14 protein-coding genes are annotated in these 20,526 nt (G+C 40.0%); 1 reads left to right on the top strand and 13 read right to left on the bottom strand.

The window, feature by feature from the left end:
• Positions 1–34: 34 nt before the first annotated feature.
• From gyrA to DEAC_RS13540, 11 genes are all read right to left on the bottom strand, one after another.
• Entirely contained in the window at positions 35–2,461 is a 2,427-nt protein-coding gene (gene gyrA, locus DEAC_RS13590) for a DNA gyrase subunit A (RefSeq protein ID WP_047810616.1), read from the bottom strand.
• 21 nt (positions 2,462–2,482) lie between these two features.
• On the bottom strand, positions 2,483–4,396 hold the full coding sequence (locus DEAC_RS13585) for a DNA gyrase/topoisomerase IV subunit B (protein ID WP_047810615.1): 1,914 nt from the start codon (positions 4,394–4,396) through the stop codon (positions 2,483–2,485).
• Positions 4,397–4,637: 241 nt separating this feature from the next.
• Positions 4,638–6,653 carry an oxidoreductase gene (locus tag DEAC_RS13580; RefSeq protein WP_152671403.1) on the bottom strand — a complete coding sequence of 672 codons (2,016 nt, stop codon included), beginning with the start codon at positions 6,651–6,653 and terminating at the stop codon, positions 4,638–4,640.
• A gap of 184 nt (positions 6,654–6,837) precedes the next feature.
• A complete protein-coding gene (locus DEAC_RS13575; protein WP_047810613.1) occupies positions 6,838–7,269 on the bottom strand; it encodes a MarR family winged helix-turn-helix transcriptional regulator in 432 nt (143 codons plus the stop codon).
• A gap of 246 nt (positions 7,270–7,515) precedes the next feature.
• Positions 7,516–8,640, bottom strand: a complete 1,125-nt coding sequence (locus tag DEAC_RS13570) for a toxic anion resistance protein (RefSeq protein ID WP_047810612.1) — start codon at positions 8,638–8,640, stop codon at positions 7,516–7,518.
• Positions 8,641–8,880: 240 nt separating this feature from the next.
• The gene (locus tag DEAC_RS13565; protein WP_047810611.1) at positions 8,881–11,355 is read right to left on the bottom strand and encodes a YceG family protein; all 2,475 of its coding nucleotides are present in this window, start codon (positions 11,353–11,355) and stop codon (positions 8,881–8,883) included.
• A 35-nt stretch (positions 11,356–11,390) separates the two neighbouring features.
• Complete coding sequence (locus DEAC_RS13560) at positions 11,391–11,729, bottom strand: arsenate reductase family protein (protein WP_047810610.1); 339 nt, start codon at positions 11,727–11,729, stop codon at positions 11,391–11,393.
• Positions 11,730–11,822: 93 nt separating this feature from the next.
• Positions 11,823–12,785, bottom strand: a complete 963-nt coding sequence (locus DEAC_RS13555; protein WP_047810609.1) for a DMT family transporter — start codon at positions 12,783–12,785, stop codon at positions 11,823–11,825.
• Positions 12,786–12,888: 103 nt separating this feature from the next.
• A complete protein-coding gene (locus DEAC_RS13550; protein WP_047810608.1) occupies positions 12,889–13,296 on the bottom strand; it encodes a TIGR02328 family protein in 408 nt (135 codons plus the stop codon).
• Between the two features lie 50 nt (positions 13,297–13,346).
• On the bottom strand, positions 13,347–14,753 hold the full coding sequence (locus DEAC_RS24795) for a TerD family protein (protein ID WP_047810607.1): 1,407 nt from the start codon (positions 14,751–14,753) through the stop codon (positions 13,347–13,349).
• Positions 14,754–15,089: 336 nt separating this feature from the next.
• Complete coding sequence (locus DEAC_RS13540) at positions 15,090–15,437, bottom strand: cupin domain-containing protein (RefSeq protein ID WP_047810606.1); 348 nt, start codon at positions 15,435–15,437, stop codon at positions 15,090–15,092.
• Positions 15,438–15,782: 345 nt separating this feature from the next.
• On the opposite strand from DEAC_RS13540, the gene DEAC_RS13535 reads away from it, so the two are divergent.
• A complete protein-coding gene (locus DEAC_RS13535; RefSeq protein WP_047810605.1) occupies positions 15,783–17,009 on the top strand; it encodes an aminopeptidase in 1,227 nt (408 codons plus the stop codon).
• Positions 17,010–17,416: 407 nt separating this feature from the next.
• On the opposite strand, the gene DEAC_RS13530 is transcribed toward DEAC_RS13535, so the two are convergent.
• Together DEAC_RS13530 and DEAC_RS13525 are read right to left on the bottom strand one after the other, a co-directional pair.
• On the bottom strand, positions 17,417–18,037 hold the full coding sequence (locus DEAC_RS13530; RefSeq protein ID WP_047810604.1) for a hypothetical protein: 621 nt from the start codon (positions 18,035–18,037) through the stop codon (positions 17,417–17,419).
• 67 nt (positions 18,038–18,104) lie between these two features.
• Positions 18,105–19,934 (bottom strand): SulP family inorganic anion transporter, encoded by a 1,830-nt coding sequence (locus tag DEAC_RS13525; protein WP_047810603.1) that lies wholly within the window; start codon positions 19,932–19,934, stop codon positions 18,105–18,107.
• Between the last annotated feature and the right edge of the window lie 592 nt (positions 19,935–20,526).

The following is a 20,526-nucleotide window of genomic DNA, read 5'->3' as shown; positions in this document are numbered from 1 at the left end:
TGCACCTTCATAGGCATTATGCAATATTCTCTTCTCAAAACATCCTAACGCTTAGATTATCCTGTAAAACAGGTATCCATTGTATTCCGTATTTGGTCCGAGGCTCTGTTTTCAAATTTTTTAGATCCAGTTTTGTAATCTCACCGTTGACTTGAAGAATTTCTAAAACATCATCCGCTTTAGCTTGAGTGATGCCGACAAGAAAACCCGTCTTAACCGGGTTGATTTTAGTAATTCCGATCCCCTTGCCGGTTCTTCCCTGTGGTTTAAATTCATTAAAGGATGTCCGTTTGACAAATCCCCGCTCGGTGAGGGTTACCAGGTCGCCTAAAGAATCATCTGGCGAGGATACTAGTAATAATGCATCGACAACTCGATCCCCTTCGTTCAAGGTAATACCTTTAATACCACGCGCTTTACGACCCATTGGGTTGATATCCGTCAAGGGATAGCGAATCCCTTGTCCATTATAAGTGGCAAGGAATAACTCTCCTTCATCAGAACCCATAAATACTTTGATTAAACGATCTCCTTCTTTGAGTCCCATGCCCTCGGAGCCGCGAGCGTGAACAAAGTCCTTAACTGGACTCCTCATCACTTGTCCTTCTTGCGTTATAAAAACAAAGTAACTCTGACCGCTCTGTTCTGCCCCATCTTTTAGGGCTGCAATCGAAACGATGGTTTCCTGAGCTTGCAGCTGAAGCAGATTATTCAGCGGGCTGCCTTTCTCTTTAAACCCAGCTTCCGCTACCGTCTTGGCTTTGATACTATAAAAATTACCAAGTTGGGTGAAGAAATAAAGTGTTTCTTGATCTGTGGCCTGGACTTTTATGGCGACACTGTCCCCATCTTTAAACGATAGTAACGGTGTCGATTTAAGATTCTTGACCGGTAAAGGAATTCGTTTAATATATCCCTGTTGGGTCAGCATTACTTCAATGGGATGTTCTGCTTCTTCAAAGGAACTGAGGTCAAACTCGTTTCGCATTTCCTCAGGCAAAATATGTGTACGGCGTTCATCACCATACTTATCGGCGATTTCTTTAAGTTCCCGCTTAACAATCTGGTAAACCTTAGACACATCGGCCAGGATTCCTTCTAATTCTGATATCAGGTGCAGAGTATTTTCATAATCAGTTTTTATTCCTTCCAGTTCATAATTCGTGAGGTTCTGGAGCTTCAGGTCGAGAATTGCTTGTGCTTGTATTTCCGAGAGCTCGAATCTTGTCATAAGTGCTGCTTTGGCGAGTGCCGGTGTTTTACTAGTACGGATAATCTCAATAACCTCATCAAGATGTTTTATCGCAATCATCAAACCTTCAAGAAGGTGAATCTGCTTTTTGGCTTTTTCAAGATCAAACTCTGTTCGCTTCGTAACAACAATTTTGCGATGTTCGATAAAGGCCTCATTAATCTCGCGCAACCCTAAAACTTTGGGTGTTCCATCCGCAGTAATAACAAGATTGATGATACCAAACGTCTCCTCCATTTGGGTGTACTTATAAAGATTGCGTAAAATTTCGAGGGGGTCTGCTTCTTTACGGCATTCCACAACCAAGCGAATCCCTTCACGGTCCGATTCATCTCGAACCTCACTAATCCCGTTGATTTTTCCAGAATCCGCATGGGCCTCGATTTTAGAGGCTAACGTTGCTTTATTGACTTGAAAGGGAATTTCAGTGATGACAATTAAACTTTTGCCATTCTTACCTTGCTCTAATACTGTTTTACCACGCATGGTCACTTTTCCGCGGCCAGTCTTATAAGCGCTGGTAATTCCTCCAGCTCCTATGATCAACCCACCTGTAGGGAAGTCGGGGCCTTTCACTTTTTCCATAAGCTCTTCGACGGTGATGTCCGGCCGGTCAATTTGCAGGATCAACCCTGCAACAACTTCTCTTAAATTATGGGGAGGAATATTCGACATCATGCCTACGGCAATCCCTGACCCCCCATTAATTAACAGATTGGGAAAAGGGCTGGGAAGAACAACGGGCTCTTTAAGTCGCTGATCATAATTTGGTTTAAAAAGTACGGTGTTTTTATCAAGATCTTGGGTCATTAGTTGAGCTAAAGGGGTCATTCTCATTTCCGTATAACGCATGGCGGCTGCATTATCGCCATCGATTGAACCAAAATTCCCTTGACCGTCAACCAAAGGATAACGAATTGCCCAGGGCTGGGCCATACGAACAGCAGAATCATAGATGGAAGAATCGCCGTGAGGGTGATATTTCCCCATACAATCACCAACAAGACGGGCAGACTTACTATAGGGTTTATCTGGAGACATGCCGATTTCGTCCATAGAGTAAAGGATTCGGCGGTGTACAGGTTTCAGTCCATCCCGAACATCCGGAACGGCTCTCTGTAAAATTACATGTTTGGAATAGCCTAAAAACGATTCAGGCAGGACTTCTTCCAATGGCCGTTGACTAATCGTTTCTTCAGTTACACTCATTGGGATACTCCCCCTTTCACGTTACATATCATCATCAGTAAAAATAATATTTTCCATTAAAAAATCACGCCGCGGCTCAACCTGTTCACTCATAAGAATCCTCAGTTTACGTTCCGCCTCTAATGAATCATCTATAGTTACTTGAATCATGCGCCGATTGGCAGGATTCAGGGTTGTTTCCCAAAGTTGTTCGGGGTTCATTTCACCAAGCCCTTTGTAACGTGAGATCTTGGCCGTTTTCCCCAATTCTTTAAGCTCTTTCTTCAATTCTTCTTCATCATAGGCATAGCGGGTGATCTTTCCACGTTCTTTTTCCACTTTAAAAAGAGGAGATTGGGCAATAAATACTCGACCGTTTAAGATGAGAGGCTTCATATAACGGTAAAAAAACGTTAATAAAAGACAACGAATATGAGCTCCGTCAATATCAGCATCTGTCATGATACAAACACGAGCATAATTACCTTTCTCCAAATCAAATTCTTTGCCAATTCCCGAACCTACTGCCGTAATAATACTTCGTATCTCTTCGTTTTCCAGGATCTTATCTAATTTCGCCCGATAGGTGTTAATAACTTTGCCTCGCAAAGGAAGTATAGCTTGAAAACGCCGGTCCCTCCCCATTTTAGCTGAGCCGCCGGCGCTGTCTCCTTCTACTAAGAATAGTTCATTGCGAGTTTTATCCTTGCCGCTGCAGGCAGCAAGTTTGCCGCTTAGAGCTTTAACCTCCGCATCTCGGGCCTTCTTTTTTAGTTCTTTCGCTTTTTTAGCAGCCAAGCGAGCTAAACATGTTGTTAAGGTGCGGTTAATCACTTGTTTAGCTATGGTTGGGTTTTGTTCGAGAAACTGACTTATGCCCTCGTTCGTTAAAGATTGAACTATCCCTTCAATCTCTAGATTGGAAAGTTTCGTTTTGGTTTGTCCTTCAAACTGAGGATCTTTGATTTTAAGAGATAAGATACAGGTTAGACCATCACGCAGATCATCCCCGATAAGACTCTCATCTTTTTTGAAGAGGTTATTTTTGCGCCCGTAATTGTTAAATGCTTTAGTTAAAGCAGTACGAAAACCCGATTCGTGGGTTCCTCCCTCATCTGTAGGGATGTTATTAACATAGGAGTGCAAGGATTCATCCTCGCCATCATTATACTGCAAAGCGCATTCAACAATGACCTCGTCCTTCTCTCCGGAAAAATAGATCGTTTTTTTATGGATAGGTGATACTCCGGCCTCTTTCATTAAATGTTCAACAAAACCGACGATCCCTTGTTGTTGTAGAAAGGTCTCAGTCTTTACCTCTCCCCTGTTATCCGCAAGTATGATCGTCAATCCCATATTCAAAAAGGATAACTCCATCAAGCGGCTGCGCAAGGTAGTGTATTTAAAAACAGTTGTCTCCTTAAAAATCAAAGGATCGGGTTTAAAGGTTACCGTTGTTCCAGTACCTTTTACCTTTTTATCAACAATTTTTAAATCAGACTTTAATTCCCCGCCTTTAACATATTCAACTTGATATTGCTTGCCATCCCGTTTAATTTGTACCATTAAAAACTCCGATAAGGCATTAACAACACTTGCCCCAACTCCGTGTAACCCGCCGGATGTTTTATAAGTATCTCCGCCAAATTTACCACCAGCGTGCAAGGTTTCAAAAGCTAAGCGAACTGCGGAGATTTTTTTCCCTGGATGAATATCAACGGGAATTCCCCGCCCATTGTCTTCAATCGTAATTGATCCATCCCGATTAAGGGTAACCGTAATTCGATCGCAAAAACCTGCTCCCGCTTCATCAATAGCATTGTCAATAATCTCATAAGCAAGATGGTGTAGTCCTTTGCTTCCCGTGGAACCTATATACATGCCCGGACGGCGGCGTACAGCCTCCAGGCCCTCTAAAACTTGTATGGATTCTGCATTATACTGCGTTGCTGACAAACAGTTCACCTCCGTAGTGATTTTACTCTACTTTTGACATTATGTACAATAACACCTATTTCTCCTCCTTGTCCAGTTACTTTAATAAAAAAAACTCTGAGCATCACTGTATTGATAACTACAGTTTTACTCAGAGACAGTATAAGTATCTGAACAACTCAATCTCTAAAGAACTGCATTATCACCATGTAAGCCCCCCACTTCTGGATGTGGAGATTAGCGATAAACGCAAAATTATTCTCTAGAGCCTCAGACCTCGAGCTTCCTGATAGCCCTGATGAATAGCATCTAATACTTTGTGGGGTTTTAGCGCATCTCCAATCAAAGTCAATTTTTCAACCTTTCCCAGCAATGCGTGGTATAGTTCATTTTGAGAGATAGAGCCCACAGCAAAGATCACAGTATCGCAAGAGATTTGACGTTGTTCCCCTTCGCGCTCAACCAGCACGCCATCTGTTGTAATTTCTAAAACTTTCGTTTCGTCCATACATTTAACGCCATAGCGTTTCAAATCGGCGAGCATTGACCAGCGCGTACTTGGGCCGATGTCTCTGCCAATTCCCTTGGCCATTTCTAACAATGTAATTTGCTTATTACCTTGGGTTAATAAGCGATATAGTTCTTTGTCAGATTCAGCTTGCTGTAAGATAAGGAAGCGAAGGCTCTCGTCATCCAGAGCAGATGGTTCTGCCAAATATAAAGCCGTTTCCACCCCAACTGCACCGCCGCCAACAATTATTATGTTCTGACCAGGTGTTTTACGGCCAGCCAATACATCCCATGCTTGAAGAATGTTCTGATGTCCCTGATTGGGAAGCGGCGGGCTGATGGGAATAGACCCGGCAGCGATGACAACTTGATCAAACGTGTCTTTTTTTACCGCTTCCAGAATCATTTCCGGCGTAGCCGCAACACCAAATTCAAGGTGTACTCCTTGTTGCTGACAGGCCGCTAGCAAATAGGTGCTGAGATAAAGGAAATCTTTTCGCCCCGGAGGAGCAGCAGCTAGTGTCAATTGTCCTCCAGGTTTTTTAGTTTTTTCCCATACAGTAACCTTATGCCCAAGAAGACTTGAAACTCGAGCATATTCTAGTCCGGCAGCCCCGGCCCCAATCACTAGAATTTTTTGGGGGTTCGGTGTTGGCTGAATTGATCCTAACTCAGCTTCATGTCCGGCTTCAGCATTGACTAAGCAAGCAACCGGTTTTAAACGAAAAATATTATCAAGACATCCTTGATTGCAAGCGATGCAAGGACGAATGGCTTCCGAATTTCCTTGAATGACTTTATTGGGAAAATACGGATCGGCCATGAGCTGCCGGGCCATGCCAATGAAGTCCGCTTTACCTTCTTGGAGAATCTTCTCGGCAAGCTCTGGGGTGTTGATCCGATTGCAAGCAATGACGGGAATCGAGACCACTTGTTTAATCCCTGCAGCTAAGTAAGTAAAGGCTCCGGGCGGAACATTCATAGTAAGTTGAGGTACGGGTGTTTCATGCCATCCCCCTGTCACATTGAGTGCGTTGACCCCTGCATTTTCAAGAGCCTGACAAAAAGCTCTCGATTCGAGATTTGTATGACTTCCAGGCATAAAATCATTGCCCGCAACCCGAACGATGATTGGATAATCCGCTCCAACAGCTCTGCGAACGGTTTCAACGACTTCTAAACCAAACGTCATTCGAGCCTGAAGATCTCCCCCGTAACGATCTTTACGTTGATTGGTTAAAGGAGAAAGAAACTGAGAGATTAAGTAACCGGCACTAGCCAATATTTCAACCCCATCAAAACCGGCTGCCTGAGCACGTTTAGCTGCGCTTTCATATGACGCAATAACTTCCAATATTTTCTCTTGCGTCAATTCCTGAGGCGTTTGGCCTGTAAGCCGAGAAGGGATCGCTGAAGGAGCTACGGAAGATTGACCAGTATGGGCTGAGTGAGCGTAACGACCAGCTTGGTAGAGCTGAGGTACAATTTTTGCTCCTTCGGAGTGTACTGCCTCAACTAAGCGAATTAGTCCCGGTATATAACGATCCTCGTCAAGCTGCGTCATGCCAAAGGCGTTGCCGATTTTGTCAATGCCACAACCGCCGACTATAATCAAACCTACGCCTCCGCGGGCGCGGGTTCGATAGAACTCGATCAGTCGATCCGTAACTTCGCCCTCCGGGCAGTACCCCAAATGCAGCGGAGTCATGATCAGACGATTACGCAGTTGAAGGGTTCCTATCTGGGCGGAAGAAAACAATAGAGACATCCTATAATCCTCCTTTTTCATTCTTGCATTGTCTGTATCTTTGTCCACAGCTTAAGCGGTATCAGTTCATAAACCTGACACAACTATGTATCAACGGAAGTATCCATTAATGACAACATTAAGTTAACTTGTTCAGCTAAAGCTGAACATCGGGGTTCCTATCTAAAGCAACCAGAGTTTTTCCTCAATCTTGGAAAAGACTCTCCAAAACCTTTTCAAAAATAGCGTATTCTTCTCTGGAAAAACGCTCTTTGATCTCTTGATCCATTTTTTCTGCAAGATTAGTAATTTCCAAGATATTTGCACGTGCCTTTTCTTTTAGACAAACTAATAGAGACCGTCTATCTTCAGGATCGTCCCTCCTCTCTACTAAGTCTTGTCTCTCCATGCGATCCAGGATGGACGTCAGGGTCGATCCATCCATTTCTAAACGTTTAGCAAGTTCTTTAAACTTGAGTCCGTCATTCTCCCAAACTACGGTCAGAACGTAAAACTGAGACGGAGTAATACCATAGGTGGAAAGATTACTCTCGTAATAACGATATAGTTTTCTCATAACACGGCTCAGCTTATAACAAATATATTTTGAGGGACCGCATGAATTATCGGTGATCATTTTTGCCTTCAGACCTCCATTTTGTTGGTACTACAATTAATGGTATACAAATGATTGTAATACCATTATAGTTTTCAGTTAAGTAATTTTCAAGAATTTAATTAAATTTTCAAAACATTATATATAAATTGATCCTTACTTTTTTATAAAATTAACGGGCACGATTTATTGGATCGGCCCGTTAATTTCTTTCATCATCGGTACGTTGCATTATGGTTGTCTGCTATTTTGAATTGCCGTTTATGATCAGCGAATAATTCCACGATTTATAAAGTCTTGTTTCAAAACCTCTAAACGTTTTGTGCCATCAATACGTTTTTGCCTCATTTCATCTTGGATAGCCTTGGTCTCTTCTATTCCTTTAACGATTGTTTGCCAGGATTTTTCCAGAGTCTCAATACTCACTGAACTTCCCGAAGCTAACTTAGCAACCATTTTAGATTGCAAGGCTGTGTTTTCTGCGTTGCGGAGCAGAAGTTCATTCGTCTTTTCATCCAAAGCGCTCATTGCCTTAGCTTGGACTGATTGCCGTTTTAACATAATTGCCTGAACTAAACATTGTTTGAAGATTGGCATGGTAATAACAAAAGCTGAGTTAATCTTACGGATTAAATTATAATTACCATATTCAATAGATTTGATGGTCGGCATACTTTGAACAGCAACATTTTCGGCCAGTTGTAAATCATAGATTCTCTGTTCCATAATCTCTTGTATTTGCAAGAGGTTATTAACCTTAATTTGATCAAGCTGATTACCCGTCTGATTAGCCGCAGTTTGGGCAGCAGGAATAATATTGTTTTTCAGCTCGTCCAGGACGACTTGACCGGCATAGATATATTGACCCAGTTGCTCATAATATTCCGTATTTCTCATAAACATGTCTTCTAAATGCTTGTTTGCAGTATTGATTTCCGCTTCGTATTGTTTTAGAGTAACAAAGACTTTATCAACTTCATCACCCATAGAGTTATATTTATGGAACAAAGCTTCTACAGAGTTTTTAGCTTTAGAAAACATCTTTGCTAAAAATCCCGGCGATTTTTCTTCGAAGTCCTTAATATCAAATTTGTCCATGATTTTATTAAGCTGCAATAAGAGTTCACCTGAATCTTCAACTTTCGTTGTCTGCATGGAATGCAAAATAGCATCGGCAAATCTTGAAACCTCTTCTGACGTATTTTTCCCAAAGCTCATAATTGAACTAACATCTTCAATATTGATTTGGCGAACAATACTGCGTACTTCCGGGCTTTCTTTAACCTTAGCCATAATTTCGTTTTTAGTTTGTTCAACATTAAACTCTGGAACAGGCGCCGGAACTAAGCTTTTGTCCTCAGTCAATGTCGTTGTAAAACCTTGGATTTCCATGTTCTTTTATACCTCATTTCCTGCTAAATTAAGAGCATCTCGTGGTCATTTTTTCGACCTCTAATTAGCTTCAGTGAACTCGTTCAGCTAAAGCTGAACATCGAGACTTCGGTGGGGGACTCTAACCCCACCGAAGCAGAGTACGGGGGACCCACTCCCACTTATAGAAGTGGGAGTCTTACGATTGGATAAAAGCTTATAATCACCTATCCCTTGATATTCCCAGCCTTGACATCAGTACTATAGCTTATTACTATTGAAAAATCTCGAGAAAAACCCTTGCTTATGAGTCGAAGGGGACGGAATATTGTATAGTTCTGGGAGATCAAGGTCATATTTCAACAAAGGCAGCTGAAATACATCAAAAAGGTTTGGCCTGATTAGTTGTTCAAGGGTATTATACTTAGTAGGAGTAAAAACAAGAATATCCAGTCCGACTAGATTCAGAAAAGCAATTAATATCGCGTCAAATTCCGAAAAACTTTCCTTATTAGAATCATAAACAATAAGTTTGGGAATTTCTTGAGGAAAATCAAAAGTTTCTATGAGCTTGATCAAAGAATCATCCATGGTCAAAACTGTCATTAAAATCTTCAATTTCATCCGTTCATCAATTTGGAAAAGAAACACATTCGAATATAGAAGTTCGTTGATTTTAGAAAGCAAAAACTCTTGCAAAGGTGTTCTCAGATACGCAAATTTATAATGTTGACTTTTCATAACTTTATCCTCATCAAGATAACCTTGAGGATTAAATAAATAATCGGCTTGATAAAGTTCTTGTCTGGAATAAGTCACTTTGCAGAAAGGTACAGCTTTGATCAAGTGAGTATTGGAAGCCTGGGCAAAAGTTTTTAGATCTTGCCAATACTCTCTTAAATCCTCATGAACTCCATTTATCTTGGCGAAGAGATTGGGAATATAAACTTTATGATTTTGAACTTTGAATTCAGGTCTAATTTTAGCTGCTTCCTGCCAAAGTATCTTCAGCTCATCATACGTTGTTTTCAGAGTAATTGGTTGAGTCAAGTATTGTTCGAATTGCCAAGGTTTATATAAACCGACATCCTCACTGTAAATAACTTCTTCAATTTCTCTTGAGGCATTATACGCCACGGTACTTTTACGGATTAATTGTTCTTTTTGAGGAAATAGCACTAATGGTAAACTATTTAAGTTTCTGATCACTTGAGTCATTGTACCATTATTGTCGAAATTTTTAAACGTTGAGTCACCGTCCAAGTCGGAATGAATAAAAAGCACATCACTTCCGATCCTATGAAAAAAATCCAATAAATAAACCTCATGAAGTTTAATAGGGCCATAAAAGAGAATTTTAAAGCATTGTTCCTGAAGAATTCCTCCCTCCCCATCTTTCGCCAAGGGGTCGCTTCCTTCCAGCAGTTTGGGCAGATAGCGATTAATCCATACTACGAGCTTCAAACAAAAATTCAAGAAAATTGAAGACGTGAAATGCGATTGACTATCACAAAATAGATTTGCTGAATCGATAAACGATTGTTTAAGCGTATTACTGAAGATTGAGTTTTTTAGCTGAGGCAATAAATTAGCTTGCAGAATCTTTTCTAAGATATCCTCACGAGTCTCAAAGGAACCATGGGCAAATTGCTCCGGAATTAAGGAACTTTCCACGGGGGTAGGAGCAGAAACACCCTCAATAAACTTCAGATAATGACCCGAACGCTGTAAGGTTCGGTCTAAATTATAGAGGTCGTTATAGTATTCTGCTTTCCAATCATCTGAAGAAACAGGCACACCGATATAACGTGTAAATAATGTCGGTAAAATCGGGAACTGTCCAGAAATATAACCACTGCGTTTTGGTAACGGAAGGAGAATATCTTGCAAAGGATTATCTGAATGCTGCAATTTCACTACGATTGCAGGATCAGTTTTTATTTTAGAGATTAAATTGGAGGGCCTTTGCGCTGCCTTTGTTGGGGATTGAATAGCAGAGATGTTTTTGGGGCTATTTTCCACCAGCGGCCGTCTTTGGGGAAAGGAAGGAAGGGGTATTTCTTGGGATAATTTTATGGGCAGGCAGAAATGATTTTGCTTATCGACGTTATCAAAGCGGTCGTTAAAGGTTGTATTAATTACAATGACATCACCGCCGAGCAGGAACACTAAAATCAGAAAGTATACTTCATGGGTCTTAGGGCTTCCCCAATAGAGAACTTTCGGCTTAATCCGATTTTTTGGGCAAAGCTGCCCAAAATCAGTGTACCAGAGCAGAACTTTTGTCACAAAGTTCATGGCGATACTAATATTTTTAGGTTGATCATTAACCATATATAAATTAATTACAATCGCAAAAGCCTCGCGAATGGTTTGAGGACTCAAATCATCTATCGTTAGAGAGAAATAGCCTTTGCCTTCAAGAACATTGAGAAGAGCCCCGTTATTATAATCTTTGAGGGAAATCGGTTCTAGAATTCCCTTAATTCTTTCAATAATTTTTTGATCACTGGGCAAGGGAATTACCGTGTCCCAAATCTTAAAATTGTCCGTAGATTGTAGCTTTTCCGCAAAACTAGCGACTCGACTTAATAATTCCTTCTGATTATCGCAGCCGACAATTCGATAGAAGTAAGCAGGTGGACCCCCTTCTCTTTCCTGCAAAGGAGACAGAAGATCCTTAAAAAGTTTTTCGATTTCCAACAACATCATTTGATCATTTGGGCTTGTCTCCATCCTATTTCACCTCTTTAGAAAAGCCATGATTTGTACTAGACCCAAGAGTCCCATACCTCCGGTTTATATCCTACTGTTGCCAATTTCCCATTACGTACAATCGGTGTTTGATAAAGGCTCGAATGCTTCAATAACATCTCTTCCTTGCCCTGGGGTGTAATCATTCGCTCCATCATTAATAGCTTATAATCTTTGGCCTCAGAATTGATTAAATTATTTAAACCAACTGCAGACTTAACACTTTGCAGTTCGCCTTTACTTAAACCAAATTGTGCTAAATCAATAAATTGATAAGAAATTCTTCTCTCTTTAAAATAGCGTTCTGCCTTTTTAGTATCAAAACATTTCTTAACACCAAAGATTTGTATAGTCATTCCTTAACTCCCCTTACCATAGTTCTCCATCAAATGCATCTGCTTAAATTATGGCATTATTCCAATAAACTGATACTTACACCAAGTAAACATTCATAGTGAGACAGATTCGTCTTTCCTTCTTATTCCAGAATTGAAACTATGAAGCGTCATGCCAAGAATTACAAGTCCGATACCTATGATTGAAATGATGCTGGGGTAATTTCCCTTTAAAACAAAAATCTCTCCCAAGAGCGAAAAAATAATTTCACCGGACTGTGTTGCTTCAACTGCAGCTAGTTTATGAAGATCGCCTCTGCTAAGATCAGTTGCTGTGAAAAAGAGGACAGTGGCAATTACACCGGACGATAGAGCTACAATCAAGGATTGAATAACTTGTTGATGACTGGGGAGTCCAACACTCATATAGCCATAGATAGAAAGAATCAGCCAGAACGGAAGGCTTGCTAATGTCATTCCCAGAACTCTTTGATAGGTATCCAAACGTTCTCCGCAAACTTCCATCATTTTACGATTTCCTAGAGGATACGCGAAAGCCGCAGCAATAACCGGAAGTACTCCGAGTAGAATCTCCCGTAGAGCGAGATGTTGTATTTCCTGACATTGGATAACAGCAACCCCTATCAGGACGATTAGGGAAATCCACAGGCCTTTCACAGGTATTCTCGAACGTACTTTTTGTAATCCATTGTCTGAAGAAACAACTTCAAAAAAAAATGGGGCCAGTAAAGAACCCGCGACAATCGTAATTTGCCACATACTGGCCACTAACCAGGCCGGGCCGTAGTCAGCGGCAAAACATAAAGGAGCATAAAATAAACCAAAGCCAACTGTACTCCAACCAAGCCATAACCAAGGCCTTCTTAGCAAATCCAACAGAAGGTTTTTTAAATTTCCCCGGAGAAGGACAATTAAAAGCAACGGCCCTACCATAAACTCATAGCGCAGAACTGCACTCCATACCCAACTGCCTCCGGCAAGATTCATTGCCCGATTAAGCACAAAGGTGAAAGCAAAAAAGAATGATGCTAAAATACCCAGAATAATGGCTTTCAAAGTGTTCCTCCTCCAGAACTATACAACCTATTTTAACCATTTTGGAAATTGTATAGGTTAGTTGGTTTATACCATTACCATAATATTATTGTATAATATAACGTTATGGAGGACAAGAATCCTCGTTAATAGGCACTTTAAGCTCTATCCCTTTCTGTCTGAGATTTAATAAGCATTCTTCTAAATACGCCTTATCATGTTCAGGGTAAATATGAGCAGCTACTGGAATGTCTGATTTTTCAAGTGAAAGGCCGACCCACGGCCCTATATTTTTCCCCCTGTATTCAGGGGTATACCACTGTTGATCTGGTTTGTAGCCGCGGCGTTTCATTTCATTAAGAACAAGACGATGAAAGCTAACAAGCTTTTCGACGTCGTAAGCAAAAACATAATCGACTGTCGAATGTCTTTTCCCCCACCCTTTGCCTCGCAAAGCGCAGCACTCGCGGTGTTGTCCAAGGAGTTGGGCGCGAGGCAAAAAAGGTAAGAGATCTTGATGCCAGAGCCGCATAGAACACCCTTCCTTAGCTGCTATAAGAATAAACCTTAAACCATATTGTATTAATAAATGAATTCCCTGGGATCCAAGTGAACTTCCCGACATATTTCACTCACAACATTCTTTTCGACCGGCGAAAATTCTCCATCTGCAAAACCAATAGCACAACACAGACGGACAACTAAACGAGCTGCTTCCGGTTTATGAGCGACTTTGCCAACAGCTCTCAATGCTTCTGCTTTACCTAACATGGGGTCATTTTTTATTTTTTGAACAAATTCGGTAAACCGACTGTCAACGTCGCGAATATTTATACCACGCATTTCTTGACTCGTCCTGAAATAATCTATGAGTTTCTCCCGTTCTGAGGGATCAATTACTCCGTCTGCCATAGCGACCAAGGCACTCCCAGCTACCAGAGCATCAGTTAGGTCTTTGCCCATATACTTATTAACGACATTTTTGGCATTTTCCGTCTGTTGTTGAAGCCACTGAGCGGTATTGGTATTACTCGCCGCATTCCAACGTTCTCGACAGCTCAAGCAAGCAAATTCCATATTTCTGCTGCCGATAAAACCAGCCAGCAGGCCGACAGGTCCAAGTAAAATGCCCCCCACGAAAGCTTTGCCGATTCCAAATCCTTTCTTTCCTGCCGTTATTTGAGTCGAATGACAACGCGGACAAGTCAGACCACCATGATCCTGTGGATACCCTGAATTTCGGGATAGTTCAGAGGAAGGATAGTTTGTCCGTCCAGATGATGGGCTTGCATAAGAACTTCCATAAGTTGCATGATCGATGCTTGTTTCTTGTCTATTTTCATAATTACCTGCAGAGAAATTTCTTTCATTATTGATATTAGGGTTTCTGCTTGTTGACGTTTGATCTTCTTCAACGTCTAAGCCAAAATTTCGACAGAGGGCGGCCAAACCACCTTGGAACCCGCTTGCTATAGCATGAAATTTCCACTCACCACCATGGCGATATAGTTCTGCAGCTACAATAGCTGTTTCGACTGAAAAATCTTGACCCAAGTCATAATTTAGCAATAATTCATTGGTGTTTGCATTAATAATTCGAACGTAAGAGCTTTTTATATCGCCAAAACTTTGTCTCTTTAGTTGAGCATCATTGATGGTAATCGTAAAGGCAATTCTTTCAATATATGATGGCACAGCTTGAAGGTTAATTCGGATCTGCTCATCATCTCCGCTTCCGGATCCTTTCTTATTGTCACCGCTATGTTTAACAGAACCTTGGCCACCTGATGGGTTATTATAAAAAACCAAATCCTTTTCATCTTTGACAAGTCCATTGGAACTTAACAGAAAAGCTGAAGCATCTAAATCATAATCATAACTATTCGTTGAAACATTTGGAGCCCACCCCAGGCCAACAATAATTTCTTGCAAATTCGGATGACTCTTAGTTAAATCGACCTTTTGCCCTTTACTCAATCTAACAGCCATTAGCTTTCCCCGCCTTTCTATTTTAAACGTCAAAATTCTTATTAAATTAAATGAAGTTTACCATATAAAACCAAGGCCATGCAAACATTATGGTAAAACTATATAGCTTATTCCGCTGCATTGCAAAGGAACTTGATCTTATGCTTAGAACACTTTTGACCTATAAAATATTAAAACGCTCCTAAATGTAATAAAATAAACAGTTTCTTTTTAAACTGTCTTCTACTACAAGAGGAGCATTTCATTCCTTTTGACCTTTTGGCCGGATTATCTCCAGCTATTCTTATGTTTCAGCAAGGTATCGTCTTTTAAAGTGAGTAAGTATCTACCAGAAAACTAGTCAAAAATGACAAGAGCTAAAAACTCCAGATTCTGGTTCCCCGTATTTTCAATAGCATGTTTTTCGCCACTGCAAGTAATAATCACATCTCCTGGTTTGACAGCTTTTTGCTCTCCATTATCATTTAAAAGGCCTTCCCCGCTGAGAATGACATATGTTTCAAAATCGCCAACATGTTCATGAAGACCAAGAGACGCCCCAGGGAGGAGTACATTTTTAGCAAATAATCTTCCCTTGCCATTAAATTCATCAACATTAAGAAAATGAGTTATTTGGAGTTCTCCTTTTCCACCAAAACGTTCAAAAACTGTTTCCTTTTTTAAAGAATCTCCATGTTTTAACATTGGATGTCACTCTCCTTTGATATAATTACCGAATAATTATATCATATCCTCTTTTAGATTAAAGAATATTTTTCTCAATTTTAATTTTACAGACTATTTGTTCTACTAATAGTTTATTCCAGTTTTTAAGACCCCCACTTCTTAGTTCACTCCACCTTGAAGATATTTATATGATATTAAGAGAAATTCTTCAGAAAATATATGTTATAATTTAACACGTCTTTCTAAGCTTATAAATACATCATCTCAAAATCTTTCGCTTATGTACACCTCGCTTTTCGCATATATTAGATGCTGATGAAGAAATAAATTATGAGGCTAATTTTGTTAGGAAGGAATGTTATCATGACTAATAGTTTAGAAAAATACGCTTTACTTATTGTAAAAACCGGTTTAAATCTCCAGCCAAATCAGACCCTCGTTGTTATGTCTCCTATTGAATGTGCATCATTTACCCGATTGGTTGCCCAGACAGCTTACCAAGAAGGGGCAAGAGATGTCATAATCCAATGGAGAGACGAACTCTTTTCAAAAATTCGTTTTTTGAACGCCCCTGAAGAAATATTCGATGAATTCCCTGAATGGCAGAAAAATTTCTATCTCTCTTATGTTCATCAGGGAGCTGCTTTCTTAACTATTTCTGCTTCTGACCCTGAACTTATGCAAGACGTCAGTCCTGAGCGTATGATGAAAGCCCAAAAAGCAAACAGCATGGCATTAAAAGAATACCGCGAACGTCTTATGAGTAATCGAAATGTTTGGAGTATCGTTTCTATTCCTACCGCAGCTTGGGCTAAAAAGGTATTTCCAGAGCTGCAACCTGAAGAGGCACTAACCAAGCTATGGGAAACTATTTTTATGACAGTACGAGTTGACACTGAAAATCCGATTATGGCCTGGAATAACCATAAAACCAACCTCATGAAGAGTCTGGATTTCCTCAATAACTATGCGTTCAAATCACTCCATTACAGGAATTCTTTGGGCACGGATTTAACCATTTCGCTCCCTAAAAACCACCAATGGCTTGGTGGTTCAGACTTTACACCTGAAGGGGTTGAATTTATTGCCAACATGCCTACTGAAGAAGTGTTTACATTGCCTGATCGAAATGGAGTAAATGGTACCGTCGTCAGTTCAAAGCCCCTAAATTACAATGGAAATTTAATCGAAGAGTTTTCCTTTACGTTTAAGGGTGGGAGAATCGTCGACTTTTCTGCAAAGAAAGGGTATGACACGCTGAAAATTCTCATTGCTACAGACGAGGGTTCTCATTATTTAGGCGAAGTTGCTTTAGTTCCTTTTGATTCTCCCATTTCAAATTCAAATATCCTGTTTTACAATACACTTTTTGATGAAAACGCATCCTGTCATTTAGCTATTGGTAAAGCCTATCCTGTATGTATTAAGAATAGTGAAGCAATGGATGCAGAAGAATTACAGAGATTAGGTGTTAATGATTCTTTAATACACGTTGACTTCATGCTTGGTACTAATGATTTAGAGATAATCGGAGAAACATGGGATGGAAGAGAAATCCCAGTCTTTCAAAAAGGAAATTTCGCCTTCTAACTCATTCATCTGTTATTCTTTTTCCGGGCAGCTTCACCAACACGTCAGCGCATTCAAAACTTGTGGGAGCTCTCATTGAATCCCTACTTTCGCTTTCCTGATCATTAAGTGAACTCGCTTACGCTAAAGCTGAACTTCGGGGCTTCAGATACAATAATGTCCAGTGGACATTATTGCCGAGCCGCCTTTCCCAATAGGAATACTTAGCGGCGAAGGAGGACTCTACCCCACCTGAAGTTAACGAAGGACCCACCCCAACTTAAGAAGTGGGGGTCTTAAAAACTGGATAAAAGGCGTTCTCGCTTCACTATACTAGTGAACCGAGAACGCCCTGAGTTATTTACCACTCACTTCGGATTTCTGATTACGTTTTTACGCAGCCCCCGTGGCGATCATCAATTACACATTTATTTTATCCAGATATCAAGATTCTCTTTATATTCAATAATTTTCTCAGCGATTTTCACCCCAACATATTGAAAATAGCTCTCGCCGAAGTAATTTTGATTCTCAACAAACTTTACACCCGCATTAACTCGATGGAGCAAAGGTATTCGGTTAGTTTTGTTTATATCAAAATTTTTAATTCCTTTGCCAAATTCTTCGCCTAAAATAGCATTTCCCCAATAGACTGGTCCCTTCTCCGGCTTGATTTTAAAGACCCGTCGCAGAAATTCATAGGGAAAGGCACCAAATGTTATAATAATTTTCGGTTTATAGTCTAAGACAATTTCCCTGAACATCTCTATTTCTTCGCCGACTTCAATGCCCCACCAGTTTAAGGTATTAGGAACGATACCGCTATCAGTTACTGCGTTCCTAATATATAGGTTTGTTGTATCAATTCTCGTTTGGATTTCCCGATATACTTTATCCTGTATTTCGGCAAGAACCGGTGTCCATATTTGATGGCGAACTGCAGGATATTTGGGATTTACCAATAACCAAATCGGATAATTTTTATCTCCTGTATCTCTCTTAGCCTTTTCAGTCTGCGATATATAGTTATGGCGTATAAGATTTGTCATTTTGATCCCGCCTCTCAATCAATTTATCGATCGTCGATCACTCGTCGTTTTGGGTTTACAATCACCTTTAATTAGTGCTAGTATTTTCAAAATAAGCTGGCTTTTTATCGGAGTTGTTCCCCCCATTAAAATTCGAAACAGACTGTAAGAGATGATAGGCGAAATTATTAGTTTCCGTGTTCGTATTTTCACAAGGAAATGGAACCCTAGTTTTCTCGATATCAAGAGCTATTAATTTTAATAGTTCGTCTTCTGACAAGGTAAACTTGTTATCCACTCCTAATTCAGTATCTAGATTCGCCTTTAAAAGTAGTAAATTAATCTCCGGTCTTACTCCGCAGATCATGACTTTTCCGCCAAACCTATTGACAGCTTTAATGAAAACCTTCAAGGCATTTAGTACTGTTACGTCAAGGGAGATAACATTTTTCATTTCCAAAATATAAAGATTAGCTTTATCAACCAAACTATCAAGTTTCTGTTCTAAATCGTAGGCAGAGCCAAAATACAAATGCCCTTCTAATTGGATTATAAGCAAATCAGTTTTCTCATCTACGACCATTAATTCCTGTCTGTTAATTTTCAAATCCCTTCCCTGTGAAGGAATGAACAATTTAATTGGTGATTTATTCGTGTCCTTAAGATAAAGTATTATAGATAACACTATGCCCGTATAAATCGCATAATCTAAATCTGGCAGTAGGATTGTTGCTAAACAAGTTACCGCCATAGCTAAAGAATCCGAATTTAATTTCCCTAATTTGATAATACTCTTAATTTCTTCCTGATCAATTAAACTATATGCTGTTACCAGGATAACTCCTGCTAGGCAAGGATTCGGGATATAGCGGGCATAGGGTGCAAAGAACAAGAGAACAATGGCTATCACCACACCGGACAGAATTCCTGACAATCTGCTCACAGCTCCATTATGGTAGTTAATGGCAGAACGAGTGAAGGAACCCGATGCAGGAAAACACTGGAAAAACGAAGATATTATATTCGAAAGTCCCTGTCCTATAAATTCTTGATTGGCATCAATTTTTTGTCGAGAGGTACTTGAAATAGATTTAGAAATTGATATCGCTTCGACTAAACCAATCACAGAAATTGCAATAGCCCCACTAAATACTTTACTTGCTGCATCAAAGTTGAATTGAACCATTCTAAAAGGAGGCAATGACGAAGGTATAACTCCTGTAAGTTTAACACCCTTTTGATCCAATCCAAACATGACAATTATTAAGATCGGGATAATAATCCCTATAAGCGCACCAGGCAAGTTTTTATTGATTTTTTTACATGTCACAATGATTACGATCGTCAATAATCCTAGTCCTAATGCATAAAGATTTGTCTGATTAATGTGAGTTAATACATAGTAAAGTTTCTCCATAGTTGGTAATTGGGCTGAATTTTTAATCGAAATGCTCAGTATGGTATTCAATTGTCCAAGGGCGATTAAAACACCCGCACCCGCGGTAAAACCCACAATAACGCTATGTGAAACAAAATTAATGACTTTTCCTAGTTTAATTATTCCGTATAACATTTGTAAAGTCCCCACTAGGAACGTCATAAGAAAGAGCATTTGATAAGCATTATCAAGTCCCATATAGTTTCGCATACTTCCTGCAACGAGTAAGCATATGGCATTTGTGGGACCTGTAACTAAATGTTTCGAACTTCCAAAAGCTGAACCAAAAATGGAAGACACGATAGCCGTGTATAGACCGTAAAGTGGATTTACTCCCGCGATTAGAGCATAAGCCATTGACTGAGGAATCGCTACAACAGCAACAGTCAAAGCAGCAATTAAGTCTTTGACGAAATACTCCTTTTTGTAGTTCTTAATTGTAGAAATCACAGGAATATAGCGAAATCCTGTTAGGTTCAAATTAATCCCACCTTTCCTCTGAATGACAACCCTCTAAGCTATCTGAGTCGTTGATACATTAGGGTTGTTATTCCGAACGTTTAAGGCATAACTTTAGTCTCAAAATTTAGCAACAAAAAGCCAAGCCTATTGGTGTTAACCTATACCTATAGACGTTCAAATCGCCCTAAAACGGCGGCCTAGAATTCCTTAACCCAGATGACTTTGATTGAGACTTAGTTGCAACCTACAACTTAGGCTGCAACTAAGTCTTCTTTTCTTTTAAGCATGAGATTTTGCAGCAGTTACTTGGTCAGGGTAGATAACCATAAGGAATTCTGGTATAATTTATTTAGTCACATTTTTTAGCGGCCTTCGAGGCTGCTTTTTTTATTTTTTTAACTCTAACCCAATCGTTGAAGTTTTTGTTTTTGTTTTTGTTTCTGTTTTTGTTTTTGTTTCTGTTTCTAAAACTGTCCATTTACACATGCTCTCTTCCTCCGCTTCTTTGCCCCAATTGATCCGCTAAGATAACTCCGAAGGATGCTACCATAACCATGATCGCTAATATACCTGTTAACATTACTCTCACCTCCAAATTAAATATTTCACT

Origin of the sequence: Desulfosporosinus acididurans (genome assembly GCF_001029285.1) — a bacterium.
GTDB lineage: Bacteria > Bacillota > Desulfitobacteriia > Desulfitobacteriales > Desulfitobacteriaceae > Desulfosporosinus > Desulfosporosinus acididurans.
This window is presented reverse-complemented; position numbering and strand designations above follow the sequence as displayed.